This is a genomic window from Streptomyces sp. MUM 2J, assembly GCF_022414535.1.
Lineage (GTDB): Bacteria > Actinomycetota > Actinomycetes > Streptomycetales > Streptomycetaceae > Streptomyces.
Genome location: NZ_JADWYM010000023.1, coordinates 76,485 through 96,804, shown reverse-complemented (window position 1 = coordinate 96,804; position 20,320 = coordinate 76,485). Strand labels below are relative to the sequence as shown.

The window sequence follows — 20,320 nt, the reverse complement described above, 5'->3', positions numbered from 1 at the left end:
GTACTCGGACTTACGGCCGGTGCGGCGAGAGTGCATGCCGGGCGCCGCGGGTGCTGTGCGGGACTTTCGAGACTCCCCCTAGGCCTTCCGGCGGCTGCGGCGGTTGCCGAGGACCATCGAGGCCAGCACGAACAGCACGGCGACCAGGAACATGGCCGTACCGATGACGTTGATCTGCACCGGCGTGCCGCGCTGGGCCGAACCCCACACGAACATGGGGAACGTGACGGTCGAACCGGCGTTGAAGTTGGTGATGATGAAATCGTCGAAGGAGAGGGCGAAGGCGAGCAGTGCGCCCGCGGCGATCCCGGGGGCCGCGATGGGCAGGGTGACGCGCAGGAACGTCTGCGCCGGGCCGGCGTAGAGGTCCTGGGCGGCCTGTTCCAGGCGCGGGTCCATGGACATCACGCGGGCCTTGACCGCGGTGACGACGAAACTGAGGCAGAACATGATGTGGGCGATGAGGATCGTCCAGAAGCCGAGCCGCGCACCCATGTTGAGGAACAGCGTGAGCAGGCTGGCCGCCATCACGACCTCGGGCATCGCCATCGGCAGGAAGATCAGCGAGTTGACCACGCCGCGCGCCCGGAAGCGGTAGCGGACCAGGGCGAAGGCGATCATCGTGCCGAGGAGCGTCGCGCCGAGCGTCGCCCACACCGCGAGCTGGAGACTGAGCCCCAGCGAGCCGCACAGGCCGGCGACGCCGCACGGATCGGTCCAGGCGTCCGTGGAGAACTGCTGCCACTGGTAGTTGAAGCGGCCGTTCGGCTTGTTGAAGGAGAACACGGTGACGACGACGTTCGGCAGCAGCAGATAGGCCAGCGTCAGCAGTCCCGCGATGACGACGAGATTTCTCTTGAGCCAGTTGACGAAGGGCATTTAGACCAGATCCTCCGTCCCGGACCTGCGGATGTAGACGGTCACCATGAGCAGGATCGCCGCCATGAGGATGAAGGACAGCGCCGCGGCCGTCGGGTAGTCCAGGATCCGCAGGAACTGGGTCTGGATCACGTTTCCGATCATGCGGGTGTCGGTGGAGCCGAGCAGCTCGGCGTTGACGTAGTCGCCGGCCGCCGGGATGAAGGTCAGCAGGGTGCCGGAGACCACGCCCGGCATCGACAGCGGGAAGGTGACCTTGCGGAAGGTCGTCCACGGTTTGGCGTACAGGTCTCCGGCCGCCTCGTGCAGCCGCCCGTCGATCCGCTCCAGCGAGGTGTACAGCGGAAGGATCATGAACGGCAGGAAGTTGTACGTCAGACCGCACACGACGGCCAGCGGGGTGGCCAGGACGCGGTCGCCGGCCGTCCAGCCGAGCCAGCTGGTGACGTCCAGGACGTGCAGCGTGTTGAGGGCGCCGACGACCGGGCCGCCGTCGGCGAGGATCGTCTTCCAGGCCAGGGTGCGGATCAGGAAGCTGGTGAAGAACGGCGCGATCACCAGGATCATGATCAGGTTCCGCCAGCGGCCCGCGCGGAAGGCGATCAGGTAGGCCAGGGGGTAGCCGAGCAGCAGGCACAGGACCGTGGCCGAGGCGGCGTAGGCGACCGAGCGCAGGAACTGCGGCCAGTAGTCGGCCAGGGCGTGCCAGTAGGTGGCGAAGTGCCACGTGACCCGGTAGCCCTCCTCCAGGGAGCCCGTCTGCACGGACGTGGAGGCCTGGTAGATCATCGGCAGCGCGAAGAAGACGACCAGCCACAGCACGCCCGGCAGCAGCAGCCAGTACGGCGTGAACCGGCCACGCCTGCGGGGCGTCTTCTCGTCGGGAACGGTCGGGGAGGGAGGCGGTGGCGCCTCGGTGAGCGTCGACATCAGGCGGCCTCCTCCTCAAGACCCGCGGAGCCCACCGTCCCCGCGAGCACGGACTGGGCCGCGTCCAGGCCGAAGGTGTGCGCCGGGTTCCAGTGCAGGACGACCTCGGCACCGGGCACCAGGCGGCTGTCGCGCTCGATGTTCTGGACGTAGACGTCGAGATCGGGGCAGACCGGGCTGTCGATGACGTACTGGGTGGACACGCCGATGAAGCTGGCGTCGGCTATCCGGCCGGTGACACGGTTGCGGCCCTCGGGGATCTCGCCCGCGTCGTCGGCGTGGGTGAGGGAGATCTTCTCCGGCCGGACACCGACCAGCACGCGGCCACCGGCCGTCGTCGGCGCGGAGCAGCGCGCCACGGGCAGCACCAGCTTGCCGCCACCCGCCTTCAGGACGATCTCGTCCCCGCTGCGGGTGCCGACCTCGGCCTCGATGAGGTTGGAGGTGCCGAGGAAGTTGGCGACGAAGGTGGTCTGCGGGTTCTCGTACAGGTCGGTGGGCGCGCCCAGCTGCTCGACCCGCCCCGCGTTCATCACGGCGACCGTGTCGGCCATGGTCATGGCCTCCTCCTGGTCGTGCGTGACGTGGACGAAGGTGATGCCGACCTCGGTCTGGATCCGCTTGAGCTCCAGCTGCATCTGGCGGCGCAGCTTCAGGTCCAGGGCGCCGAGCGGCTCGTCGAGGAGGAGCACCTGGGGGTGGTTGATCAGGGCGCGGGCCACCGCGACGCGCTGCTGCTGACCGCCGGAGAGCTGGTGCGGTTTCTTGCGGGTCTGCTCACCGAGCTGGACCAGCTCCAGCATGTCGTCGACCTGCTTCTTCACGCTCCTGATGCCGCGCCGGCGCAGACCGAAGGCGACGTTCTCGAAGACGTCGAGGTGCGGGAAGAGGGCGTAGGACTGGAAGACCGTGTTCACCGGTCGCTTGTACGGCGGCAGCGCGGTCACGTCCTGGTCGCCGAGCCGGACGGTGCCGCTGCTGGGCTCCTCCAGGCCCGCGATCATGCGCAGGGTGGTCGTCTTCCCGCAGCCCGAGGCGCCAAGCAGGGCGAAGAAGGATCCCTGCGGCACGGTGAGGTCGAGCGGGTGCACGGCGGTGAAGGAGCCGTAGGTCTTGCTGATTCCGGAGAGGCGGACGTCGCCGCTGTTCTCGGTGGTCTTCATCGTCCTCACGCCCCAGTCAGCTTCGCGAACTTCTCTTCGTACGTCGTCTCTTCCTTCTGGCTCAGTGAGCGGAAGGCGTGCGACTTGGCCTGCATGGCCTTGTCGGGAAGGATCAGCGGGTTGCTCGCCGCGTCCTCGTCGATCTTCGCCAGCTCGTCCTTCACCCCGTCGACGGGGCAGACGTAGTTGATGTACGCGGCGAGCTCCGCGGCGGCCTGTGGCTCGTAGTAGTAGTCGATCAGCCGCTCGGCGTTCGTCTTGTGGCGCGCCTTGCTGGGGATGACCAGGTTGTCGCTGGACGTCATGTACCCGCTGTCGGGGATGATGAAGTCGACGTCGGGGCTGTCCGCCTTGAGCTGGACGACGTCACCGGCCCAGGCGAGGCAGGCCGCCAGATCGCCCTTGGTGAGGTCGGAGGTGTAGTCGTTGCCGGTGAAGCGGCGGATCTGGCCCTTGTCCACGCCCTTCTGCAGACGGGCGACGGCTGCGTCGTAGTCGTCGTCGGTGAACTTCCCCGGGTCCTTGCCCATGTCGAGCAGGGTCATGCCCATGCTGTCGCGCATCTCGGTGAGGAAGCCGACGCGGCCCTTGAGCTTGGGGTTGTCGAGCAGGTCGGAGACCGACCTGACCTCGATGCCGTCCAGGGCCTTCCGGTTGAAGGCGATGACGGTCGCGATGCCCTGCCAGGGGTAGGAGTAGGCCCGTCCCGGGTCCCAGTCGGGGGTGCGGAACTGCGACGAGAGGTTGGCGTAGGCGTGCGGCAGGTTGGACGGGTCGAGTTTCTGGACCCAGCCCAGCCGGATCAGGCGCGCGGCCAGCCAGTCCGTGAGCACCATCAGGTCGCGGCCGGTGTCCTGGCCCGCGGCGAGCTGCGGCTTGATCTTGCCGAAGAACTCGTTGTTGTCGTTGATGTCCTCGGTGTACTTCACCGAGATGCCGGTGCGCTCGGTGAAGGCGTCCAGCGTCGGGTGGTGCTTGCCGCTGTCGTCGACGTCCATGTACTCGGTCCAGTTGGAGAAGTGGACGGTCTTCTCCTTGGCCGAGTGGTCCTCCGCGGACGTACCGCCCGCGGTCTTGCCGGCCGCGGGGATCCCGCAGGCGCTCAGCGCCCCGAGTCCGCCGACGGTGAGCGCGCCGCCCGCGGAGGCGCGCAGCAGCGAACGACGGGTCAGGGATGCCCTGCCGTTGCGGAGGCTGCGCCTGACGGCGGCCCGCTGGACCGGGTTCAGGCGGTCGGGCTCGTACTGCTCCATGCGCGTGGTGCCCTTTCGGGAAGGTTTCGGCCGTGGTCGGCGGCCCTCGTCTTGGCTATCGGTCCCCGAAGATGGTGCGGTGCCAGTCCTTCCTGACCACCGCCGTATTGTCGAACATGACGTGCTTGATCTGGGTGTACTCCTCGAACGAATAAGCTGACATGTCCTTGCCGAAGCCGGACTGCTTGAAGCCGCCGTGCGGCATCTCGCTGATGATCGGGACGTGGTCGTTGATCCACACGCACCCGGCCCTGATGTCACGCGTCGCACGGCCGGCCCGGTACACGTCCCGGGTCCACGCCGAGGCGGCCAGCCCGTACGGGGTGTCGTTGGCGAGCCGGATCCCCTCGTCGTCGGTGTCGAAGGGGAGGACGACGAGGACCGGGCCGAAGATCTCGGACTGCACGATCTCGCTGTCCTGAGGCGCGTCCACCACGAGCGTGGGCCGGTAGTAGGCGCCCCCGGCGAGGTCCCCGCCGGGCGCCTCGCCGCCGGTCACGATACGCGCGTAGCCGCGCGCCCGGTCCACGAAGGCGGCCACCCGGTCGCGCTGGACGTGCGAGATCAACGGGCCGAGGTCGGTGGTGGGGGCGAAGGGGTCGCCGAGCCGGACGGTCTCCATGAGGGCGGCGGTGCGGGCCACGAACTCCTCGTACACGGGCCGCTGCACGTACGCGCGCGTGGCGGCCGTGCAGTCCTGCCCGGTGTTGATGAGGGCACCCGCGACCGCGCCGTTGGCCGCCGCGTCGAGGTCGGCGTCGTCGAAGACGACGAAGGGCGCCTTGCCGCCGAGCTCCAGGTGGAGGCGCTTGACGGTGGACGTGGCGATCTCGGCGACGCGCTTGCCGACGGCCGTGGAGCCGGTGAAGGAGGTCATGGCCACGTCGGGGTGGCCGACCAGGTGCTCGCCCGCCTCCCGGCCGGTACCGGTGACGATGTTGACCACACCGTCCGGGATGCCGGCCTCGGTGGCGGCCTCGGCGAAGAGCAGCGAGGTCAGCGGGGTGAGCTCGGCGGGCTTGAGCACGACGGTGTTGCCCGCGGCGATCGCCGGGAGGATCTTCCAGGCGGCCATTTGCAGGGGGTAGTTCCAGGGCGCGACGGACCCGATGACGCCGATGGCCTCGCGGCGGACGTAGGAGGTGTGGTCGCCCGAGTACTCACCGGCCGACTGGCCCTGCAGGTGGCGGGCGGCGCCCGCGAAGAAGGCGGTGTTGTCGACGGTGCCCGGGACGTCGAACTCGCGGCTCAGCCTCAGCGGCTTCCCGCACTGCAGGGACTCGGCGCGGGCGAGGTCCTCGGCGCGGTCGGCGAGGACCGCGGAGAAGCGGTGCAGCGCCTCCGAGCGCTCGGCGGGGGTGGCGCCCGCCCAGCCCGGGAAGGCCTCGCGGGCGGCGGCGACGGCCGCGTCGACATCGTCGGCGCCGGCCAGTTCGTACGTGTGGACGTCGTCGCCGGTGGCCGGGTCCACCACGGCGTGGGTGCGGCCCGAACTGCCCCGGGTGAGACGGCCCGCGATGAACTGCGCACCGTCCGCGAAACGTTCCTGTGCGGCGAACTGCATATGGCTCTCCTCCGCCGTCACCCCCCTCCTCTTCGGGGGGGTGGGTGGCGTAGCTCCAGCTCGATTTGAGTGCCGATCCTGACAGAGCAATGGGACTCCAACAAGGGATTCCGTTGTTGCCTTTTGGTTACGCGACGAAATCTGTCGACCAGGTGTCGAGTCAGAGCGGAAAAGGGGGGACGCACTGTCCGTGGTACCTGTCAGACTCGCGTGCATGGGAAGGACCACGGGGGACGAAGCGGCGACGATCGACTCCCTGGAGTCCCTGACCAGGCAGATCCGCGCGGGAGCAGCGGTGAGGTACCTCCTCTTCTGGGGGCACCGGCCGCGGCCCGACGGCCGGGTGGGGCCGGGCTGCCTGAGTCAGTGGTGGCCGTCGCCGTTCAGCGTGGCCGGGGTGACGTACCGGACGGCCGAGCACTGGATGATGGCGGAGAAGGCCCGGCTGTTCGCGGACCCGGAGGCCGAGCGGCAGGTGCTGGACGCACGGCACCCTGCGGAGGCCAAGAAGGCGGGACGCCTGGTCCGCGGCTTCGACGAGGAGACGTGGGAGCGGGAGCGCTTCCGGATCGTCGTGGAGGGCAGTGTCCACAAGTTCGGCGCCCATCCGGACCTGCGGGCGTTCCTGGTGGGCACCGCCGGCCGGGTCCTGGTCGAGGCCAGCCCCATGGACCGGGTGTGGGGCATCGGCCTCGCCGCGACGGACGAGGCCGCCTCTGATCCGGAGCGGTGGCGCGGGCCGAACCTGCTGGGCTTCGCCCTGATGGCGGCCCGCGGACGGCTGCGGGACGCCGTTTGACGCGGGGCGGCACGCGGCGGGCCGCGGGGCCGGCACCCCGCGGGTCGCGGCTCCCCGGGGCGCGGCACTGAGCGCAGGGCGCCGCGGCCCTCGATCGAGGGCCGCGGCGCGAATCCCGGGGCACGGCTCGGCAGGGCCCGGCTACCCCGGGCGCCCTCCGCCGGCCCGGGGCGCCGTCGGTCAGTGCGCCACGAGCGTGAGCACGAGCAGGCCGATGCCGAGGACGATGCCCACGGCGCCGCAGATGATGCCGGCCAGGGCCTGGCCGGCGTTGGTGGCCTGGCCCCGGTCGGCTCTGCGGCGGCCGATCGCGCCGAAGATCACGCCGAGGATGCCGAGGATGATGGCCAGCGGCCACAGGCAGAAGATGACGGTCGACAGGATGCCGAGCACGAGCCCCGCGGTGCCCATCCCGTTGCTGGGCATCACGGGGACACCGGGCCAGCCGTAGTACCCGGCCGGGACGCCGGGCGTCCCCGGTGCGTGGGCACCGGGGCCGTAGCCGGCCAGCGGCGGCTGGCCGTAGCCCGCGCCGGGATGGCCGTAGGGCATTCGCCCGGGCCCGTCCGGGGCGATCGGCGGCGGGGGCACGGGCTCGCCCTGGGGACCGGGCGGGGCGAAGGCGCCGCCCACGCCGGGGGGCGGCGCGAACGGCCCCCCGGGAGCTCCCGGCCCGGCCGGTCCCGGCGGCGCGAAGGGATTGGCCGCGCCCGCCGGCGCCACGGGACCGGGAGGCGCCATCGGGCCGGGGGGCGCGAACGGCCGGCCCGCGCCGGCGGGTCCTGCCCACGACTGGGCGGACGCGGCGGCCCCGGAGGTCTGGCTCCCACCCTCGGCGGGACCCGGCATCGAGGCGACCGTCCGCTGGTCGTGGACGGACGGCGAGACGGACTCCGAAACGCCCGGGGCGAGCGTGTGTCCCGCTCCCCCGTTCTCCGCGGCCCGGCCCGGTTCCGGCTGCCGCTCCGCCCCGCCGGGCGACACCGGCGCTACGCCGTCCCGCGGCTGCGGGGACGGGCCCGGCTTGTCCAGGGACACCCGCGGCGCCTCACCCTGCGGTTCCCCGTCCGCCGGCGGGGCCCACGGGTCGCGGGCGGAGCCGGGCGGTGCAGTCGGCCGCTGCGCGGGGGTGCTCTCCGGCACCTCCGGCGTCGGCGCGTCGTCGGACATGCGCGGGACCCCCTCTGTCTGTGCGTTCCGTCATGCTAAGGCCAGGGATGATCCGCCGTTGCTCCGGCCTACGATGATCCCGAGTCACCGATCAGCCGATCACCCGCGTCCCGCCCGCCCCCGCAGGGGCCCGGGCCGCCGTCCCGGGGAGGACCCCTTGACCGACCGCTTCACCGACCGCGTCGTCGCATCCACCGCCCCCGCCGCACCCGGCGCCCGTTCCCTGGACGGGTTCGTCGCCGGACTGCCCAAGGCGGAACTGCACGTCCACCATGTCGGGTCCGCCTCCCCCCGGATCGTCTCCGAACTCGCCGCACGCCACCCCGACTCCCAGGTCCCCATCGACCCCGAGGCGCTGGCCGACTACTTCACCTTCACCGACTTCGCGCACTTCATCGACGTGTACCTCTCCGTCGTGGACCTGATCCGCACCCCGGAGGACGTGCGCCTGCTCACCTTCGAGGTGGCACGCGACCTCGCCCGGCAGCAGGTCCGCTACGCGGAGCTGACCATCACGCCCTACTCCTCCACCCGGCGCGGCATCGACGAACGGGCCTTCATGGACGCGATCGAGGACGCGCGCACGGCGGCGGAGGCCGAGTTCGGCACAGTGCTGCGCTGGTGCTTCGACATCCCCGGCGAGGCCGGCCTGACCTCGGCCGAGGAGACCGCGCGGCTGGCCACCGACGACCGGCTGCGGCCGGAGGGCCTGGTCTCCTTCGGGCTCGGCGGACCCGAGATCGGCGTGCCGCGCCCGCAGTTCAAGCCGTACTTCGACCGGGCGATCGCAGCCGGGCTGCACTCGGTGCCGCACGCCGGGGAGACGACCGGCCCGGAGACCGTGTGGGACGCGCTGACCCATCTGCGGGCCGAGCGCATCGGGCACGGCACCAGCTCCGCGCAGGACCCGAAGCTGCTCGCCCATCTCGCCGAGCAGCGCATCCCGCTGGAGGTGTGCCCGACCTCCAACATCGCCACGCGGGCGGTGGCCACCCTGGACGAGCACCCGATCAGCGCGTTCGTGCAGGCCGGGGTGATGGTCACGATCAACTCCGACGACCCGCCGATGTTCGGCACCGACCTCAACACCGAGTACGCCGTCGCCGCCCGCCTCCTCGACCTCGACGCACACGGCCTCGCCGGTCTCGCGAAGAACGCCGTCGAGGCATCCTTCCTCGACGGGCCCGGCAAGGCCCGGATCAAGGACGAGATCGACGCCTACACGGCCGCCTGGCTCGCCCCCTGACGCCGGACGGCCGCGCCCCACCACAATGGCCCCATGCAGAACGTGACCGCCGTCGCCCACCGCGGCGACCCCTACCGCGTCCGTGAGAACACCCTCGACTCACTGCGCTCCGCGCTCGGCCTCGGCGCGGACGTGGTCGAGATCGACGTACGCCTCACCCGGGACGGCGTTGCCGTGCTGCTGCACGACGACACGCTGAAGCGGCTGTGGGAGCTGGACCGGCCGCTGCTCAGCCTGTCGGCGTCCGAGGTGCGGCGCCTGACCGGCGGCGGGGTGCCGACGCTGGCGGAGGCGCTGGCGGTGACCGGCGACAGCCGGGTCATGCTCGACCTGCCGGGCGCCCCCGACGTGCGGGCGGCCCGGCGGGTGGTGGACGCCGTGCGGGAGGCCGGGGCGCAGGACCGGGTGTACTACTGCGCGGACGCCGCGGCCATGCTCGCCGTGCGCGCCGCCGATCCCTCCGCCGAGATCGCCCTGACGTGGACGACCGTGGCGCCGCCGCGCCCCGCTCTTCTCGACGCCGTCCGTCCGCGCTGGCTCAACTACCGCTTCTCGCTGGTCGACCGGGCCCTGGCCGAACGCGTCCACCGCGACGGCCGCCTGCTGTCGGTGTGGACCCCGGACACCCGCCGTTCCATGCGCCGCCTGCTTCACGCGGGCGTCGACTCGATCACCACGAACCGCGTCGACGTCCTGCTCGGCCTGCGCGCGGGCTGAAAGGCCCCCGCGCCCCCGACCGGTTGGCGGGTCCTCCTCGCCGCCGGGCCATCCGGCGCCCCCGCCAGATCGCCCGGCGGCCCACTCGTGCCCCGCCGGGCCACCGGTCAGACGACTCCGCGGGGGCACGCGGTGCAGCGGTTCGTCCATGCCCGTGCCGTTTCCTCCGTATCGCCCTCCGTCTCCGCCCTCGGGTGGCGAGCACCGGCGCGGCGGGGGCGGCACCGCGGACGACACCGCGCCCCGCCTCCGGATGCGCGCGACCACGCCGCGTTCCCGTGCGCGGACCTGCTCCGGGGCGTTCACGGGGCCCACGCCCCGGCGGCGTAGGTCAGCGAAGGGTCCGGCACTGCCGGTCGGCGCCGGGGGCGACGCTCACACTGCGGGCGTTCCCGGCCTCGTCCGTGACGACGAGGGTCAGGGCTTCCGGCGCGGTGCTGCTCGCGCACACCCGTACCGGCGCGGACGTGTCGGAGCGCGCGTCGGCCACGAGGGAGACGGTGCCGAGAGCGCCGAGGGGAAGGTGGTCGACGCCGTGACGGTCGGTGCGGGTGAGGTGCCAGGTGATCGTGCGGCGCGGGGTGTCGGCCTCGATGCCGATGACGTCCTCGATCAGCATCGCCACGGGACCCAGACCGGTCCAGCCGACGAAGTCCCGCTTGACGACGCCGTCGGTGCCACCCGCCGGGTTCGGCACGTCGCCCGGCTTGGTGGTGGCGGGCGCGAGATAGGCACCCCCCGGGTCGAGGGCCACGCCGTGGGCCGGTACCGGCGTGCCGCCGCTGCGGGAGGCGGCGAGCCAGGCCCCCGGCAGCCTCTCGGGTGCGTAGGCCTCCCAGAGAGTGCCCGTGGTGCCGTACACCTCGGTCAGCCCCGTGAGGTACCTCTCCGCGGCCCTGCGGGCGAGGCCGGTGCTGCCGGTGTCCCGGAGGCCCTCGACGACGGCGTAGTTCGTCGGCGCCCAGACACCGCCCCGCCAGTACCGCCCGGTCGGGTCGTACGACGGCGAGCCCTTCGCCAGGGCAGGGAAGATCATGTCGGTCCAGTAGGCACCCGGGTCGGCGAGCGCTTCGGCGAGGCGCCGGGCGCGGTCACCGGTGGCCACCCCGGCGGGCAGGGTCCAGAAGCCGGCGATGCTGTCGACCTCGTACTGCGCCCCGGTGGCGGTGACCTCGTAGTAGCGGCCGTCTGCGGCGTTCCACGACCAGCGGTTGAGCCGGTCGGCCGTCGCGTCGGCCAGGGCACGGTCGTCGGCGGCGCGCTCGGTGCCGCCCGCGGCGGTCTCCAGCTCGGCCAGGCTCCGCCACATCAGCACCATCTGGCTGCTCATGTCGACCTGCCCGGTGCCCGTGCCGTCACCGGCGGGGCCCGGCTGCGTCGGCAGGTTGTCCATGCCGTTGCCCTCGCCGTCGTTCCAGTACAGCTGGTGCGGCGCGGCCTGCGACCAGCGGCTGACGGAGACCCAGTCGGCGTAGGCCCGCAGGGCCGGCAGGACGCGGCGCACCCGGGTGAGGTCGCCGGTGAGCCGGTACGACTTCAGCTCGGCCCAGGCGAACAGCGGCGGGTTGACGCCGCGCGCGCCGTCCGCCCAGGGGTGCCGGGTGCCGTCGGACTCGCGGTAGATGCGCCAGATGGCGCCGGTCGGCTCCTGGAGGGCGTACCAGTTGTCCAGCGACCCCATGACGTCGAAGCCGGGCTGGAGGTAGCGCCCGTAGACGGTCATGAAGATCGTGTCCCACTGGAAGAGCAGGTCCGGGCCGAAGGCCTCGTCCAGGTAGGTGCGCACCAGCGGCGAACCGGCGGCCGGTCTTCTGATGTGACCGGTGTGGAGCAGGGACCAGGCCCGGTCGTACAGGGCGAGCCACTCGGGCCTGCCGTCGATCACCGGCCGGGGCACCCGGGCGGGATCGTAGGCGGGCGGGGGCACCAGGTGCCGGGCCACCGGGGCGAAGACGCCCCGCTCGGCGCTGCTGCGGCGCGGGCCGCGACGCAGCCGGCTCGCGGCGAAGTCGTCCACGTCGACCGAGGGCAGGGCACGGGTGCGCAGGCCTCCGGCGACGGGGTGGAAGCCGGCGCCGACGACATGGCCGGCGACCGGGGCCGCGGGGCGGGCGGCGCCGTCCGGCTGGATGCGGGCGAAGGCGATGCCGTGGCGCCACTCCAGTTCCAGGCGGTACCAGGATCCGCGGGCCAGGGCGGTGGTGCGCAGCGTGTCGGCGTACCGGGTCTCGCCGGTGGCGGTGGAGCGGACCAGCTGCAGCCGCGGCGCCGCCCCGAAGGGCAGCGCGGTCAGCCACAGGCGGTCGCGGTCGGCGGATCCGTCGAGCGCCACCGACACCGAGGCCAGGGGGTCGGCAGCGGTGTCCGGGACCCGGAAGCGCAGGGAGACCCGGGCCCGGCTCAGTTCCTCGGTCTCCGCGCAGGCGCACAGTGGACGGCGCAGTTCACCGCTGCCGCGCAGGACTCCGGCGGTCGTCCGCCAGGAACCGCTCACCGTCCGCCATCCGGTGAGGGATCCGGCCGTGAAGGCGTCCGTCACCGAGGGGAGCGCGTCGGCGGGAGGCGCGGCGGGCAGGCCGGGCGGCTGCGCGTCGGCGTCCCGGCCGGTGGACAGCGCGCGAGACCCCCCGGCGGGGTGTCCTGCCGCCGCCGTCGCGGGAACGGCCGCGACGGGGACCTGGGCCCCTCCCGCCGCCAGCGCGAGCGCCGCGCAGGCGGAGATCACGTACAGCCCTCGGGGCCGCCTCGGAGCCATGGACACCTACCGATCGCCGTGTCACGCCGTGTGATCGAACGTCACTCAGCGTGCCGACGCCGCGGCCGGGACGCAATCGCGACACGGGCGCAGCGGGGTCCGCGCCGGAATCGGGCCGACCCCGTGACGGAGGGAGGAGCGACTGCCGGGGTGGCCGCCGGACGGGCGCCGACCGGACGGGCGGGACGGGCGAGGCGAGGACGGCGCGGAACGAAGGCGGTGCGGCACGAGCGGCCAGGCGGCGGGACGGGGCCGGGGAGGGGGCGACGCGAGACGTGCGGCCGGGGTACGGCCGGGTCCGGACGCACCGCGGCCCCGGACGGTCCGTCCTCCGTCCGGGGCCGCGAGACCTCAGAGCGCCCGCGGGCGCCGCCTCACGCGTCCAGCGAGGTCATCACGTGCTTGATGCGCGTGTAGTCCTCGAAGCCGTAGGCCGACAGGTCCTTGCCGTAGCCGGACTTCTTGAAGCCGCCGTGCGGCATCTCCGCGACCAGCGGGATGTGGGTGTTGATCCACACGCAGCCGAAGTCGAGCCGCTTGGACATCCGCATGGCGCGGGCGTGGTCCTTGGTCCACACCGAGGAGGCGAGGGCGTACTCGACGCCGTTGGCCCACTCCACCGCCTGGTCCTCGTCGGTGAAGGACTGGACGGTGATGACCGGGCCGAAGACCTCGTTCTGGATGATCTCGTCGTCCTGCTTCAGTCCGGAGACGACGGTCGGCGCGAAGAAGTAGCCCTTGTCGCCGACCCGCTTGCCACCGGTCTCCACGCGCGCGTGGGCGGGCAGCCGCTCGATGAAGCCCTCGACCTGCTTCAGCTGGTTGGGGTTGTTCAGCGGGCCGTACAGCACGTCCTCGTCGTCCGGCTGGCCGGTCCTGGTGTCGCTGGCCGCCTTGGCGAGCGCGGAGACGAACTCCTCGTGGATCGACTCGTGGACCAGCACGCGCGTGGCGGCCGTGCAGTCCTGGCCGGCGTTGAAGAAGCCGGCCACCGAGATGTCCTCGACGGCCTTGGCGATGTCGGTGTCCTCGAAGACGACGACGGGGGCCTTGCCGCCCAGTTCCAGGTGGACGCGCTTGACGTCCTGGGAGGCGGAGGCGGCGACCTGGATGCCGGCGCGGACGGAACCGGTGATGGAGGCCATCGCCGGGGTCGGGTGCTCGACCATCATGCGGCCGGTCTCGCGGTCGCCGCAGATGACGTTGAAGACGCCCTTGGGCAGGATCTCGCCGAGGATCTCGGCCATCAGGGCGGTGGAGGCCGGGGTGGTGTCGGACGGCTTGAGGACGACCGTGTTGCCCGCGGCGATCGCCGGGGCGAACTTCCACACCGCCATCATCATCGGGTAGTTCCACGGAGCGACCTGCGCGCAGACGCCGACCGGCTCGCGGCGGATGATCGAGGTCATCCCGTCCATGTACTCGCCGGCCGACCGGCCCTCCAGCATCCGCGCCGCGCCCGCGAAGAAGCGGATCTGGTCGACCATCGGCGGGATCTCCTCGGAACGGGTCAGCCCGACGGGCTTGCCCGTGTTCTCCACCTCGGCCGCGATGAGTTCCTCGGCGCGGGCCTCGAAGGCGTCCGCGACCTTCAGGAGAGCCTTCTGGCGCTCGGCCGGGATGGTGTCCCGCCAGGCCGGGAAGGCGCGGGCGGCGGCTTCCATGGCGGCGTCCACGTCCGCCTGGCCGGACAGGGGCGCAGTCGCGTAGGCCTCGCCCGTCGCGGGGTTGACCACCTCGGTGGTCCGTCCGTCGGCGGCGTCCCGGAACTCACCGTCGATGTAGTTGCGCAGACGACGCAGCTCGGTGCTCACTGCCGGCCCTCCAAGTTCGGGTGTCCAATCACTGAGACACACAGACTAGTCGGGCATCCCACGTTTTCAACACCCCCGATCGCATCACGGCTTCGAAATCCGCAGGTCTCACTCTCGTAAACAACGAATTTCATCGCTCAGACCTTGCAAAACTGTCGAGACGTCGTGCAGAGTGAGCTCGTGGCCAGTCGAAGCGCAGACCCGAGAGACCCACGGGACTCCCGTGAGCCGAGGAACGGCACCCCCCACCTGGATGCCGTCTCCCTCGCCATCATCGAACAGCTCCAGGAGGACGGCCGCCGGCCGTACGCCGCCATCGGCAAGGCCGTCGGGCTCTCCGAGGCCGCGGTCCGCCAGCGCGTGCAGAAGCTGCTCGACCAGGGCGTGATGCAGATCGTCGCCGTCACGGACCCACTGACCGTGGGCTTCCGCCGGCAGGCGATGGTCGGAATCAACGTCGAGGGCGACGCGGAGGGCGTCGCCGACGCACTGACCGCCATGTCGGAGGTCGAGTACGTGGTCATGACCGCGGGCTCCTTCGACATCCTCGCCGAGATCGTCTGCGAGGACGACGACCACCTGCTGGGCGTCATCAACAAGCGCATCCGGTCCCTGCCCGGTGTCCGCACCACCGAGAGCTTCGTCTATCTGAAGCTCAAGAAGCAGACCTACATGTGGGGAACCCGTTAACCGTGAGGACCCGATAACCGTGAGCACCAAGGACCTCAGCCAATCCGCCTACGACCACCTGTGGATGCACTTCACCCGCATGTCGTCGTACGAGAACTCCCCGGTCCCCACCATCGTCCGGGGCGAGGGCACCTACATCTACGACGACAAGGGCAAGCGCTACCTCGACGGTCTCGCGGGTCTGTTCGTGGTCCAGGCCGGACACGGCCGCACCGAACTCGCCGAGACGGCCTTCAAGCAGGCGCAGGAACTGGCGTTCTTCCCGGTCTGGTCCTACGCGCACCCCAAGGCCGTCGAACTGGCCGAGCGGCTGGCCGGCCACGCACCGGGCGACCTGAACAAGGTCTTCTTCACCACCGGCGGCGGCGAGGCGGTCGAGACCGCCTGGAAGCTCGCCAAGCAGTACTTCAAGCTCGTCGGCAAGCCCACCAAGCACAAGGTGATATCCCGCGCGGTCGCCTACCACGGCACCCCGCAGGGCGCCCTGTCCATCACCGGCCTGCCGGCTCTGAAGGCCCCCTTCGAGCCGCTGGTCCCCGGCGCGCACAAGGTGCCGAACACCAACATCTACCGCGCCCCGATCTTCGGCGACGACCCCGAGGCCTTCGGCCGCTGGGCCGCCGACCAGATCGAGCAGCAGATCCTCTTCGAGGGCCCGGACACCGTCGCCGCGGTCTTCCTGGAGCCCGTGCAGAACGCCGGTGGCTGCTTCCCGCCGCCGCCCGGCTACTTCCAGCGGGTCCGCGAGATCTGCGACCGGCACGACGTCCTGCTGGTGTCGGACGAGGTCATCTGCGCCTTCGGCCGCCTGGGCACGATGTTCGCCTGCGACAAGTTCGGCTACGTACCGGACATGATCACCTGCGCCAAGGGCATGACCTCGGGCTACTCCCCGATCGGCGCGTGCATCGTCTCCGACCGGATCGCCGAGCCGTTCTACAAGGGCGACAACACCTTCCTGCACGGTTACACCTTCGGCGGCCACCCGGTCTCCGCGGCCGTCGGTCTCGCCAACCTCGACCTGTTCGAGCGCGAGGCGATCAACCAGCACGTCCTCGACAACGAGGGCGCCTTCCGCGCCACGCTGGAGAAGCTGCACGACCTGCCGATCGTCGGCGACGTCCGCGGCAACGGCTTCTTCTACGGCATCGAACTGGTCAAGGACAAGGCGACCAAGGAGTCCTTCGACGAGGAGGAGACCGAGCGCGTCCTCTACGGCTTCCTGTCCAAGAAGCTCTTCGAGAACGGCCTGTACTGCCGTGCCGACGACCGCGGCGACCCGGTCGTCCAGCTCGCCCCGCCGCTGATCTCCGACCAGGGGACCTTCGACGAGATCGAGCAGATCCTGCGCGCGACCCTCACCGAGGCCTGGACGAAGCTGTAGCCGGAACATCCGCCCGTGCCGCGACCGGAAAGCCCTTCCGGTCACGGTACGGGCCCCACCCGGTCAGCCGGTGAACGGCCCGGGGTGCACCCGTACGAGTGAGAAGGGGTGCCCCCGGGCCGCGTGCTGTCCGGCGTCGCGGCCCCCGATCCTTAGCGTGCCTGGTGACCGATCGGCCCCGCCTTCGTTCCCCCGCTCGGGGGAAAGGCACGGGAACTACGGATCTGAACCGAGGTGTACGCCCATGGAGGCCCCGCCGGACAACGACGTGCTCTGGGCACGGTCCCTGCACTTCACGCACCACGACGGCTCGCCCGCCCTGCAGGGCGTCTCCCTGGGCGTGCGCGAGGGCGAGATCCTCGCCGTCGGCGGCCCGCGCGGCAGCGGCAAGACGACCCTGCTGCGCTGTCTGTCCGGACTGGTGCCGGCGCAGCGCGGGGAGGTGTGGTTCAACAGCGTGCCCGTGCACACCATGGGCCCGCTGACCCGTGAGCGGCTGCGCCGCGACCGCTTCGGCTGGATCGACCCGGCGCCCGTGCTCGTCCCCGAGCTGAACGTCTGGGAGAACACCGCCCTGCCGCTGATGCTGCGCGGCACCGGCCGGCGCCGGGCCAAGGTCACCGCCCAGGAGTGGCTGGAACGGCTCGACATCGGCGGCACGGCACGCAAACACCCTCAGGAACTCCAGCAGGCGGAACGCCAGCGCGTCTGCATCGCCCGCGCCCTGGCCCCGGCCCCCTCGGTCCTCTTCGCCGACGAGCCGACGGCCCCGCTGCACCACGCCGACCGCGGCCACGTGCTGCGCACGCTGACCACCGCGGCCCGCTCGCACGGCATCACGGTGGTGCTGGCCACGCACGACGCCGAGACGGCGTCCCTCGCCGACCGCACGGTGTCGCTGCTGGACGGCCGGCGCGTCAACACCGTCCACCTTCCCGCGGTCACCGAGACGGAAGGCCGGGCCGCGTGCTCGCTCTCCGCCTGACCCGCAGCGCCCGCCCGGCCGTCCAGCTCCGCCGCCTGCTGGTGGCAACCGCGTCCGCCGGCACCGGATTCCTCCTCCTGTGCGTCCTCGGCTACGCCCTCGGCCACCCCGGCACCCCGGCCGGCTCGCTGCTGCTGCGCCTGGCGTGGTGCGCCGTCCCGCTGGCCGCCACGGCGTACCTCGCCCTGGCGGTGGCCCGCACCGACCCCGCCTCCCGGCCCCGGCCCGGCCTGTCCGCCATCGGCCTCGGCCCCACCCGCCTGATGGCCGTCTCGGCGATCACGACGGCGCTGTCGACCCTCCTCGGCTCGACGCTGGCGCTCCTGGTCTTCCTCCACCTCCGCGGCGACCTCACCGGCATGCCCTTCGACGGCGCGGCCTCCGAGTTCCTGGCCTCCCACCGGCCGCTGCCGCTCCCGGCCGCGCTCACCCTGCTGGCCGTGGTCCCGGCGACGGCGTCCGCGACCGTCGCGCTGGCCCTGCGGCCGAAGGAGGCACGCCCGACGGCGGCGAACCGGGGCTTCGGCAGGTTCGGGGAGTACGGGCGGGCAGGGACGCCGGACACGTTCGGCGCGTACGGCCGGTTCGGGGCGCGGTGGCGGAACCAGGACCGTGAGCCGGCGGACGGCGCGGCCGGCCGGTCCCCGGACGCCGACGGCGTCCCTGCGTCCGCCGGCGCCCCCACCCGGGCGGGCAGCCGGGGCAGGGCGCCGGGCGCCGAACCCACCGCCGCGCTCCCCTGGGGCATCACCCTGCTCGCCGCCGGCCTCGCCGTGGAGGCGTACGCCCTCCGCGACACCGCACCGGCCACCCTGCACCTTCCCGGCGGCCTGGCGGGCGGTCCCGCCGCCGTCCTCGTCGGCTGGGCCCTCACCGCCGTCGGGCTGGCCCTCGCCGGCCCTGGCCTGACCCACCTGTGCGGACGCCTCCTCCAGGCCGTGCGCCCCGGTGCCCTGCGCCTGCTGGCCGGCCGGGTGCTGATGGCGGAGTCCGGCCGGATCGGCCGTCCCCTCGGCGTGGTCAGCGCGGTCGCGTCGGCGGCCTACGCCCTGCCCATGCTGCACCGGGACGGCGACCTGGGCCCGCTGACCACCCTCGGCGTCCTCCTGGTCGCCGGCTGCACCCTCGCCACCCTGCTCACCGCGGCCGTCGAGGCCCGGCAGGACCGGGCCGAGACCACCGCCGCACTGCTGCGGGTGGGTGCCCCGGCGACCGTGCTGCGCAGTGCCGCCGCCCTGCGCGCCGGGGCGCTGCTGGCGGTCTTCGGCCCGCTGACGCTGATCGTCGCCGAGCTCGCGGCACTCCCCCTGACCCCCTGACGGGGCGGTCCGCGCGGCGCATCCGAAGAGATCCCTGCGCCACCGATGAGTTCCGTCCCGCTCCCGGGTCTGCCCACCGAACGACACCGCACCGGCGGCATCGGCACAACCGCGACAGGAGAGGCCCATGTACCAGCAGATGATCTTCGTGAACCTTCCCGTGAACGACCTCGACGCCTCGAAGCGGTTCTTCACGGACCTGGGATACCGGATCGACCCCCGGTTCAGCGACGAGAACGCGGCCTCCGTCGTGATCAGCGACACGATCGTGGCGATGCTGCTGACCAAACCCTTCTACGCCACCTTCACCGACAAGGAGATCGCCGACGCGGCGAAGACGAGCGAGGTGCTGATCGCGCTCAGCGCGGAGAGCCGCGAGAAGGTCGACGAACTGGTCGACCGCGCGATCTCCCTCGGCGGCGGCTCCACCGGCCGGACCCAGGACCTCGGCTTCATGTACGGCCGCGCCTTCGACGACCTCGACGGCCACACCTGGGAGGTCGTGTGGATGGATCCGGCCGCGCTGGAGGGCTGAGCGGAGCGGGCATCCAACGCGTTGAAACGTTCCGGCGGTTAATAAGCAGGTAAAGGCAACTGCTGCGGGGCGCATATGCATTGACACTGCTTATGGCGCGCTTATAGACCTGTGAGCCTCGTGATGGAGATGTTTCCCCGGCACTCGCCGGCGTCCCATCTCCCCACCAGCCCCCCGCAGTTGCATCCTGTAAAGGACAAACGTGTCCATATCTCGCCGCACCACCGCCCGCTCCGTACGCGCCCTCGGCGTGGCCACCGCCTCCGCGGCGCTCGCGCTCGGCGCCGCCGGAAACGCGCTCGCCTGCGACATCAGCGAGTTCTCCGCCGAAGCCAAGTGCGCCGACGGCAAGGGCGTGATCACCGTCACCGACATGGACGCCACCGGCACGCCGGCCGTCGTCTCCGTGTTCCTGGAGAACAACGGCGCCGACGAGAGGAAGGTCGGTGAGCAGGAGGTGAAGGGCTCCAAGGAGGGCGTGACCGTCACCTTCGCCGAGGACTGGAAGCCGAACGCGGAGTACCGCGTCCACGTGCTGGCCGGCGACAAGGCCGAGCCCGTCGTGGACAAGGACATCAAGCCGAACCTGACCACGCCTTCGACGGGCTGCACGACCGAGGAGCCGACGCCGCCGGCCACGCCGAGCAGCCCGGCGCCGTCGGAGTCCACCCCCGCGGAGACCGCCACGCCGACCCCCACCACGAGCACCCCGCCCGCGGCCACCCCCAGCAACGCACCGTCCCCGGCGGCCCAGGAGTCCCACCTCGCCGAGACCGGTGCGAGCTCCAACACCGGCCTGATCGCCGGCATCGCGGCCGCGCTGGTCGCCGTGGGCGGCGGCGCCGTCTTCCTCGGCCTGCGCCGCCGTGGAGCGAGCGGCAACCGCTGACCCCGCACCACCCGATGGCCCGCCCCCACCCGCGGCGGGCCATCGTCGTGTGCGGGCGGGTGAGCCGCGGGGGCGGCACAGCATCGCGGACGGCACGAGCCGGGCGGGCGCCGCGGGCGGTACGGGCAACGGGAGCAGCACGGGCGGGCGGGCCGCGCAGGCGGCGGCAGGCGGCGCCGACGCCACCGGCAGCACCGGCACGGGCGGGCCACACCCACGGCACTCGCG

General features: G+C 72.1%; 16 protein-coding genes and 1 pseudogene. 9 read left to right on the top strand and 8 right to left on the bottom strand.

Annotated features, from left to right (window positions below; translation table 11 throughout):
• Window positions 1–78 precede the first annotated feature (78 nt).
• The 5 genes from I3F54_RS19635 to I3F54_RS19615 are packed head-to-tail and all read right to left on the bottom strand — an operon-like array spanning window position 79 to window position 5,789.
• The gene (locus tag I3F54_RS19635) at window positions 79–879 is read right to left on the bottom strand and encodes an ABC transporter permease (protein ID WP_240120126.1); all 801 of its coding nucleotides are present in this window, start codon (window positions 877–879) and stop codon (window positions 79–81) included.
• Window positions 880–1,809: an ABC transporter permease gene (locus I3F54_RS19630; protein WP_240120125.1), complete on the bottom strand. Its 930-nt coding sequence runs from the start codon at window positions 1,807–1,809 to the stop codon at window positions 880–882.
• Window positions 1,809–2,972, bottom strand: a complete 1,164-nt coding sequence (locus I3F54_RS19625) for an ABC transporter ATP-binding protein (RefSeq protein ID WP_240120142.1) — start codon at window positions 2,970–2,972, stop codon at window positions 1,809–1,811. The genes I3F54_RS19630 and I3F54_RS19625 overlap by 1 nt, the downstream gene beginning before the upstream one ends.
• A 5-nt stretch (window positions 2,973–2,977) precedes the next feature.
• A complete protein-coding gene (locus I3F54_RS19620) occupies window positions 2,978–4,225 on the bottom strand; it encodes a PotD/PotF family extracellular solute-binding protein (RefSeq protein ID WP_240120124.1) in 1,248 nt (415 codons plus the stop codon).
• 55 nt (window positions 4,226–4,280) lie between these two features.
• On the bottom strand, window positions 4,281–5,789 hold the full coding sequence (locus I3F54_RS19615) for a gamma-aminobutyraldehyde dehydrogenase (RefSeq protein WP_240120123.1): 1,509 nt from the start codon (window positions 5,787–5,789) through the stop codon (window positions 4,281–4,283).
• Window positions 5,790–6,003: 214 nt separating this feature from the next.
• On the opposite strand from I3F54_RS19615, the gene I3F54_RS19610 reads away from it, so the two are divergent.
• The gene (locus I3F54_RS19610) at window positions 6,004–6,588 is read left to right on the top strand and encodes an NADAR family protein (protein ID WP_240120122.1); all 585 of its coding nucleotides are present in this window, start codon (window positions 6,004–6,006) and stop codon (window positions 6,586–6,588) included.
• A 180-nt stretch (window positions 6,589–6,768) separates the two neighbouring features.
• Here the strand turns inward: I3F54_RS19610 and I3F54_RS32130 are convergent, their stop codons facing one another.
• Entirely contained in the window at window positions 6,769–7,758 is a 990-nt protein-coding gene (locus tag I3F54_RS32130; protein WP_275676455.1) for a DUF4190 domain-containing protein, read from the bottom strand.
• 63 nt (window positions 7,759–7,821) lie between these two features.
• On the opposite strand from I3F54_RS32130, the pseudogene I3F54_RS19600 reads away from it, so the two are divergent.
• Both I3F54_RS19600 and I3F54_RS19595 read left to right on the top strand, forming a co-directional pair.
• Window positions 7,822–9,004 (top strand): annotated as a pseudogene (locus I3F54_RS19600) (adenosine deaminase); the annotation flags it as partial.
• A 33-nt stretch (window positions 9,005–9,037) separates the two neighbouring features.
• Entirely contained in the window at window positions 9,038–9,721 is a 684-nt protein-coding gene (locus I3F54_RS19595; RefSeq protein ID WP_240120120.1) for a glycerophosphodiester phosphodiesterase, read from the top strand.
• A 331-nt stretch (window positions 9,722–10,052) separates the two neighbouring features.
• Here I3F54_RS19595 and I3F54_RS19590 read toward each other — a convergent pair whose 3' ends face one another.
• Both I3F54_RS19590 and I3F54_RS19585 read right to left on the bottom strand, forming a co-directional pair.
• Entirely contained in the window at window positions 10,053–12,476 is a 2,424-nt protein-coding gene (locus tag I3F54_RS19590) for an alpha,alpha-trehalase (protein ID WP_240120119.1), read from the bottom strand.
• Between the two features lie 374 nt (window positions 12,477–12,850).
• Window positions 12,851–14,290 (bottom strand): gamma-aminobutyraldehyde dehydrogenase, encoded by a 1,440-nt coding sequence (locus I3F54_RS19585; protein ID WP_240120118.1) that lies wholly within the window; start codon window positions 14,288–14,290, stop codon window positions 12,851–12,853.
• A 165-nt stretch (window positions 14,291–14,455) separates the two neighbouring features.
• Between I3F54_RS19585 and I3F54_RS19580 the strand changes: the two genes are divergently transcribed.
• The 6 genes from I3F54_RS19580 to I3F54_RS19555 all read left to right on the top strand — a co-directional run bounded on the left by I3F54_RS19580 (window position 14,456) and on the right by I3F54_RS19555 (window position 20,092).
• Window positions 14,456–14,980 (top strand): Lrp/AsnC family transcriptional regulator, encoded by a 525-nt coding sequence (locus I3F54_RS19580; RefSeq protein ID WP_240120117.1) that lies wholly within the window; start codon window positions 14,456–14,458, stop codon window positions 14,978–14,980.
• A gap of 19 nt (window positions 14,981–14,999) precedes the next feature.
• The gene (locus I3F54_RS19575; protein ID WP_240120116.1) at window positions 15,000–16,364 is read left to right on the top strand and encodes an aspartate aminotransferase family protein; all 1,365 of its coding nucleotides are present in this window, start codon (window positions 15,000–15,002) and stop codon (window positions 16,362–16,364) included.
• A gap of 244 nt (window positions 16,365–16,608) precedes the next feature.
• Window positions 16,609–17,349 carry an ABC transporter ATP-binding protein gene (locus tag I3F54_RS19570; RefSeq protein ID WP_240120115.1) on the top strand — a complete coding sequence of 247 codons (741 nt, stop codon included), beginning with the start codon at window positions 16,609–16,611 and terminating at the stop codon, window positions 17,347–17,349.
• The gene (locus tag I3F54_RS19565; RefSeq protein WP_240120114.1) at window positions 17,331–18,668 is read left to right on the top strand and encodes a hypothetical protein; all 1,338 of its coding nucleotides are present in this window, start codon (window positions 17,331–17,333) and stop codon (window positions 18,666–18,668) included. The genes I3F54_RS19570 and I3F54_RS19565 overlap by 19 nt, the downstream gene beginning before the upstream one ends.
• A gap of 127 nt (window positions 18,669–18,795) precedes the next feature.
• Window positions 18,796–19,203 carry a VOC family protein gene (locus tag I3F54_RS19560; protein WP_240120113.1) on the top strand — a complete coding sequence of 136 codons (408 nt, stop codon included), beginning with the start codon at window positions 18,796–18,798 and terminating at the stop codon, window positions 19,201–19,203.
• A gap of 202 nt (window positions 19,204–19,405) precedes the next feature.
• Entirely contained in the window at window positions 19,406–20,092 is a 687-nt protein-coding gene (locus tag I3F54_RS19555) for an LAETG motif-containing sortase-dependent surface protein (protein ID WP_240120112.1), read from the top strand.
• Window positions 20,093–20,320 lie beyond the last annotated feature (228 nt).

Bases quoted from the DNA above. Each gene is read 5' to 3' on its own strand.
- I3F54_RS19635 (WP_240120126.1), bottom strand. From the start codon at position 879: ATGCCCTTCGTCAACTGGCTCAAGAGAAATCTCGTCGTCATCGCGGGA.
- I3F54_RS19630 (WP_240120125.1), bottom strand. From the start codon at position 1,809: ATGTCGACGCTCACCGAGGCGCCACCGCCTCCCTCCCCGACCGTTCCC.
- I3F54_RS19625 (WP_240120142.1), bottom strand. From the start codon at position 2,972: ATGAAGACCACCGAGAACAGCGGCGACGTCCGCCTCTCCGGAATCAGC.
- I3F54_RS19620 (WP_240120124.1), bottom strand. From the start codon at position 4,225: ATGGAGCAGTACGAGCCCGACCGCCTGAACCCGGTCCAGCGGGCCGCC.
- I3F54_RS19615 (WP_240120123.1), bottom strand. From the start codon at position 5,789: ATGCAGTTCGCCGCACAGGAACGTTTCGCGGACGGTGCGCAGTTCATC.
- I3F54_RS19610 (WP_240120122.1), top strand. From the start codon at position 6,004: ATGGGAAGGACCACGGGGGACGAAGCGGCGACGATCGACTCCCTGGAG.
- I3F54_RS32130 (WP_275676455.1), bottom strand. From the start codon at position 7,758: ATGTCCGACGACGCGCCGACGCCGGAGGTGCCGGAGAGCACCCCCGCG.
- I3F54_RS19595 (WP_240120120.1), top strand. From the start codon at position 9,038: ATGCAGAACGTGACCGCCGTCGCCCACCGCGGCGACCCCTACCGCGTC.
- I3F54_RS19590 (WP_240120119.1), bottom strand. From the start codon at position 12,476: ATGGCTCCGAGGCGGCCCCGAGGGCTGTACGTGATCTCCGCCTGCGCG.
- I3F54_RS19570 (WP_240120115.1), top strand. From the start codon at position 16,609: ATGGAGGCCCCGCCGGACAACGACGTGCTCTGGGCACGGTCCCTGCAC.
- I3F54_RS19560 (WP_240120113.1), top strand. From the start codon at position 18,796: ATGTACCAGCAGATGATCTTCGTGAACCTTCCCGTGAACGACCTCGAC.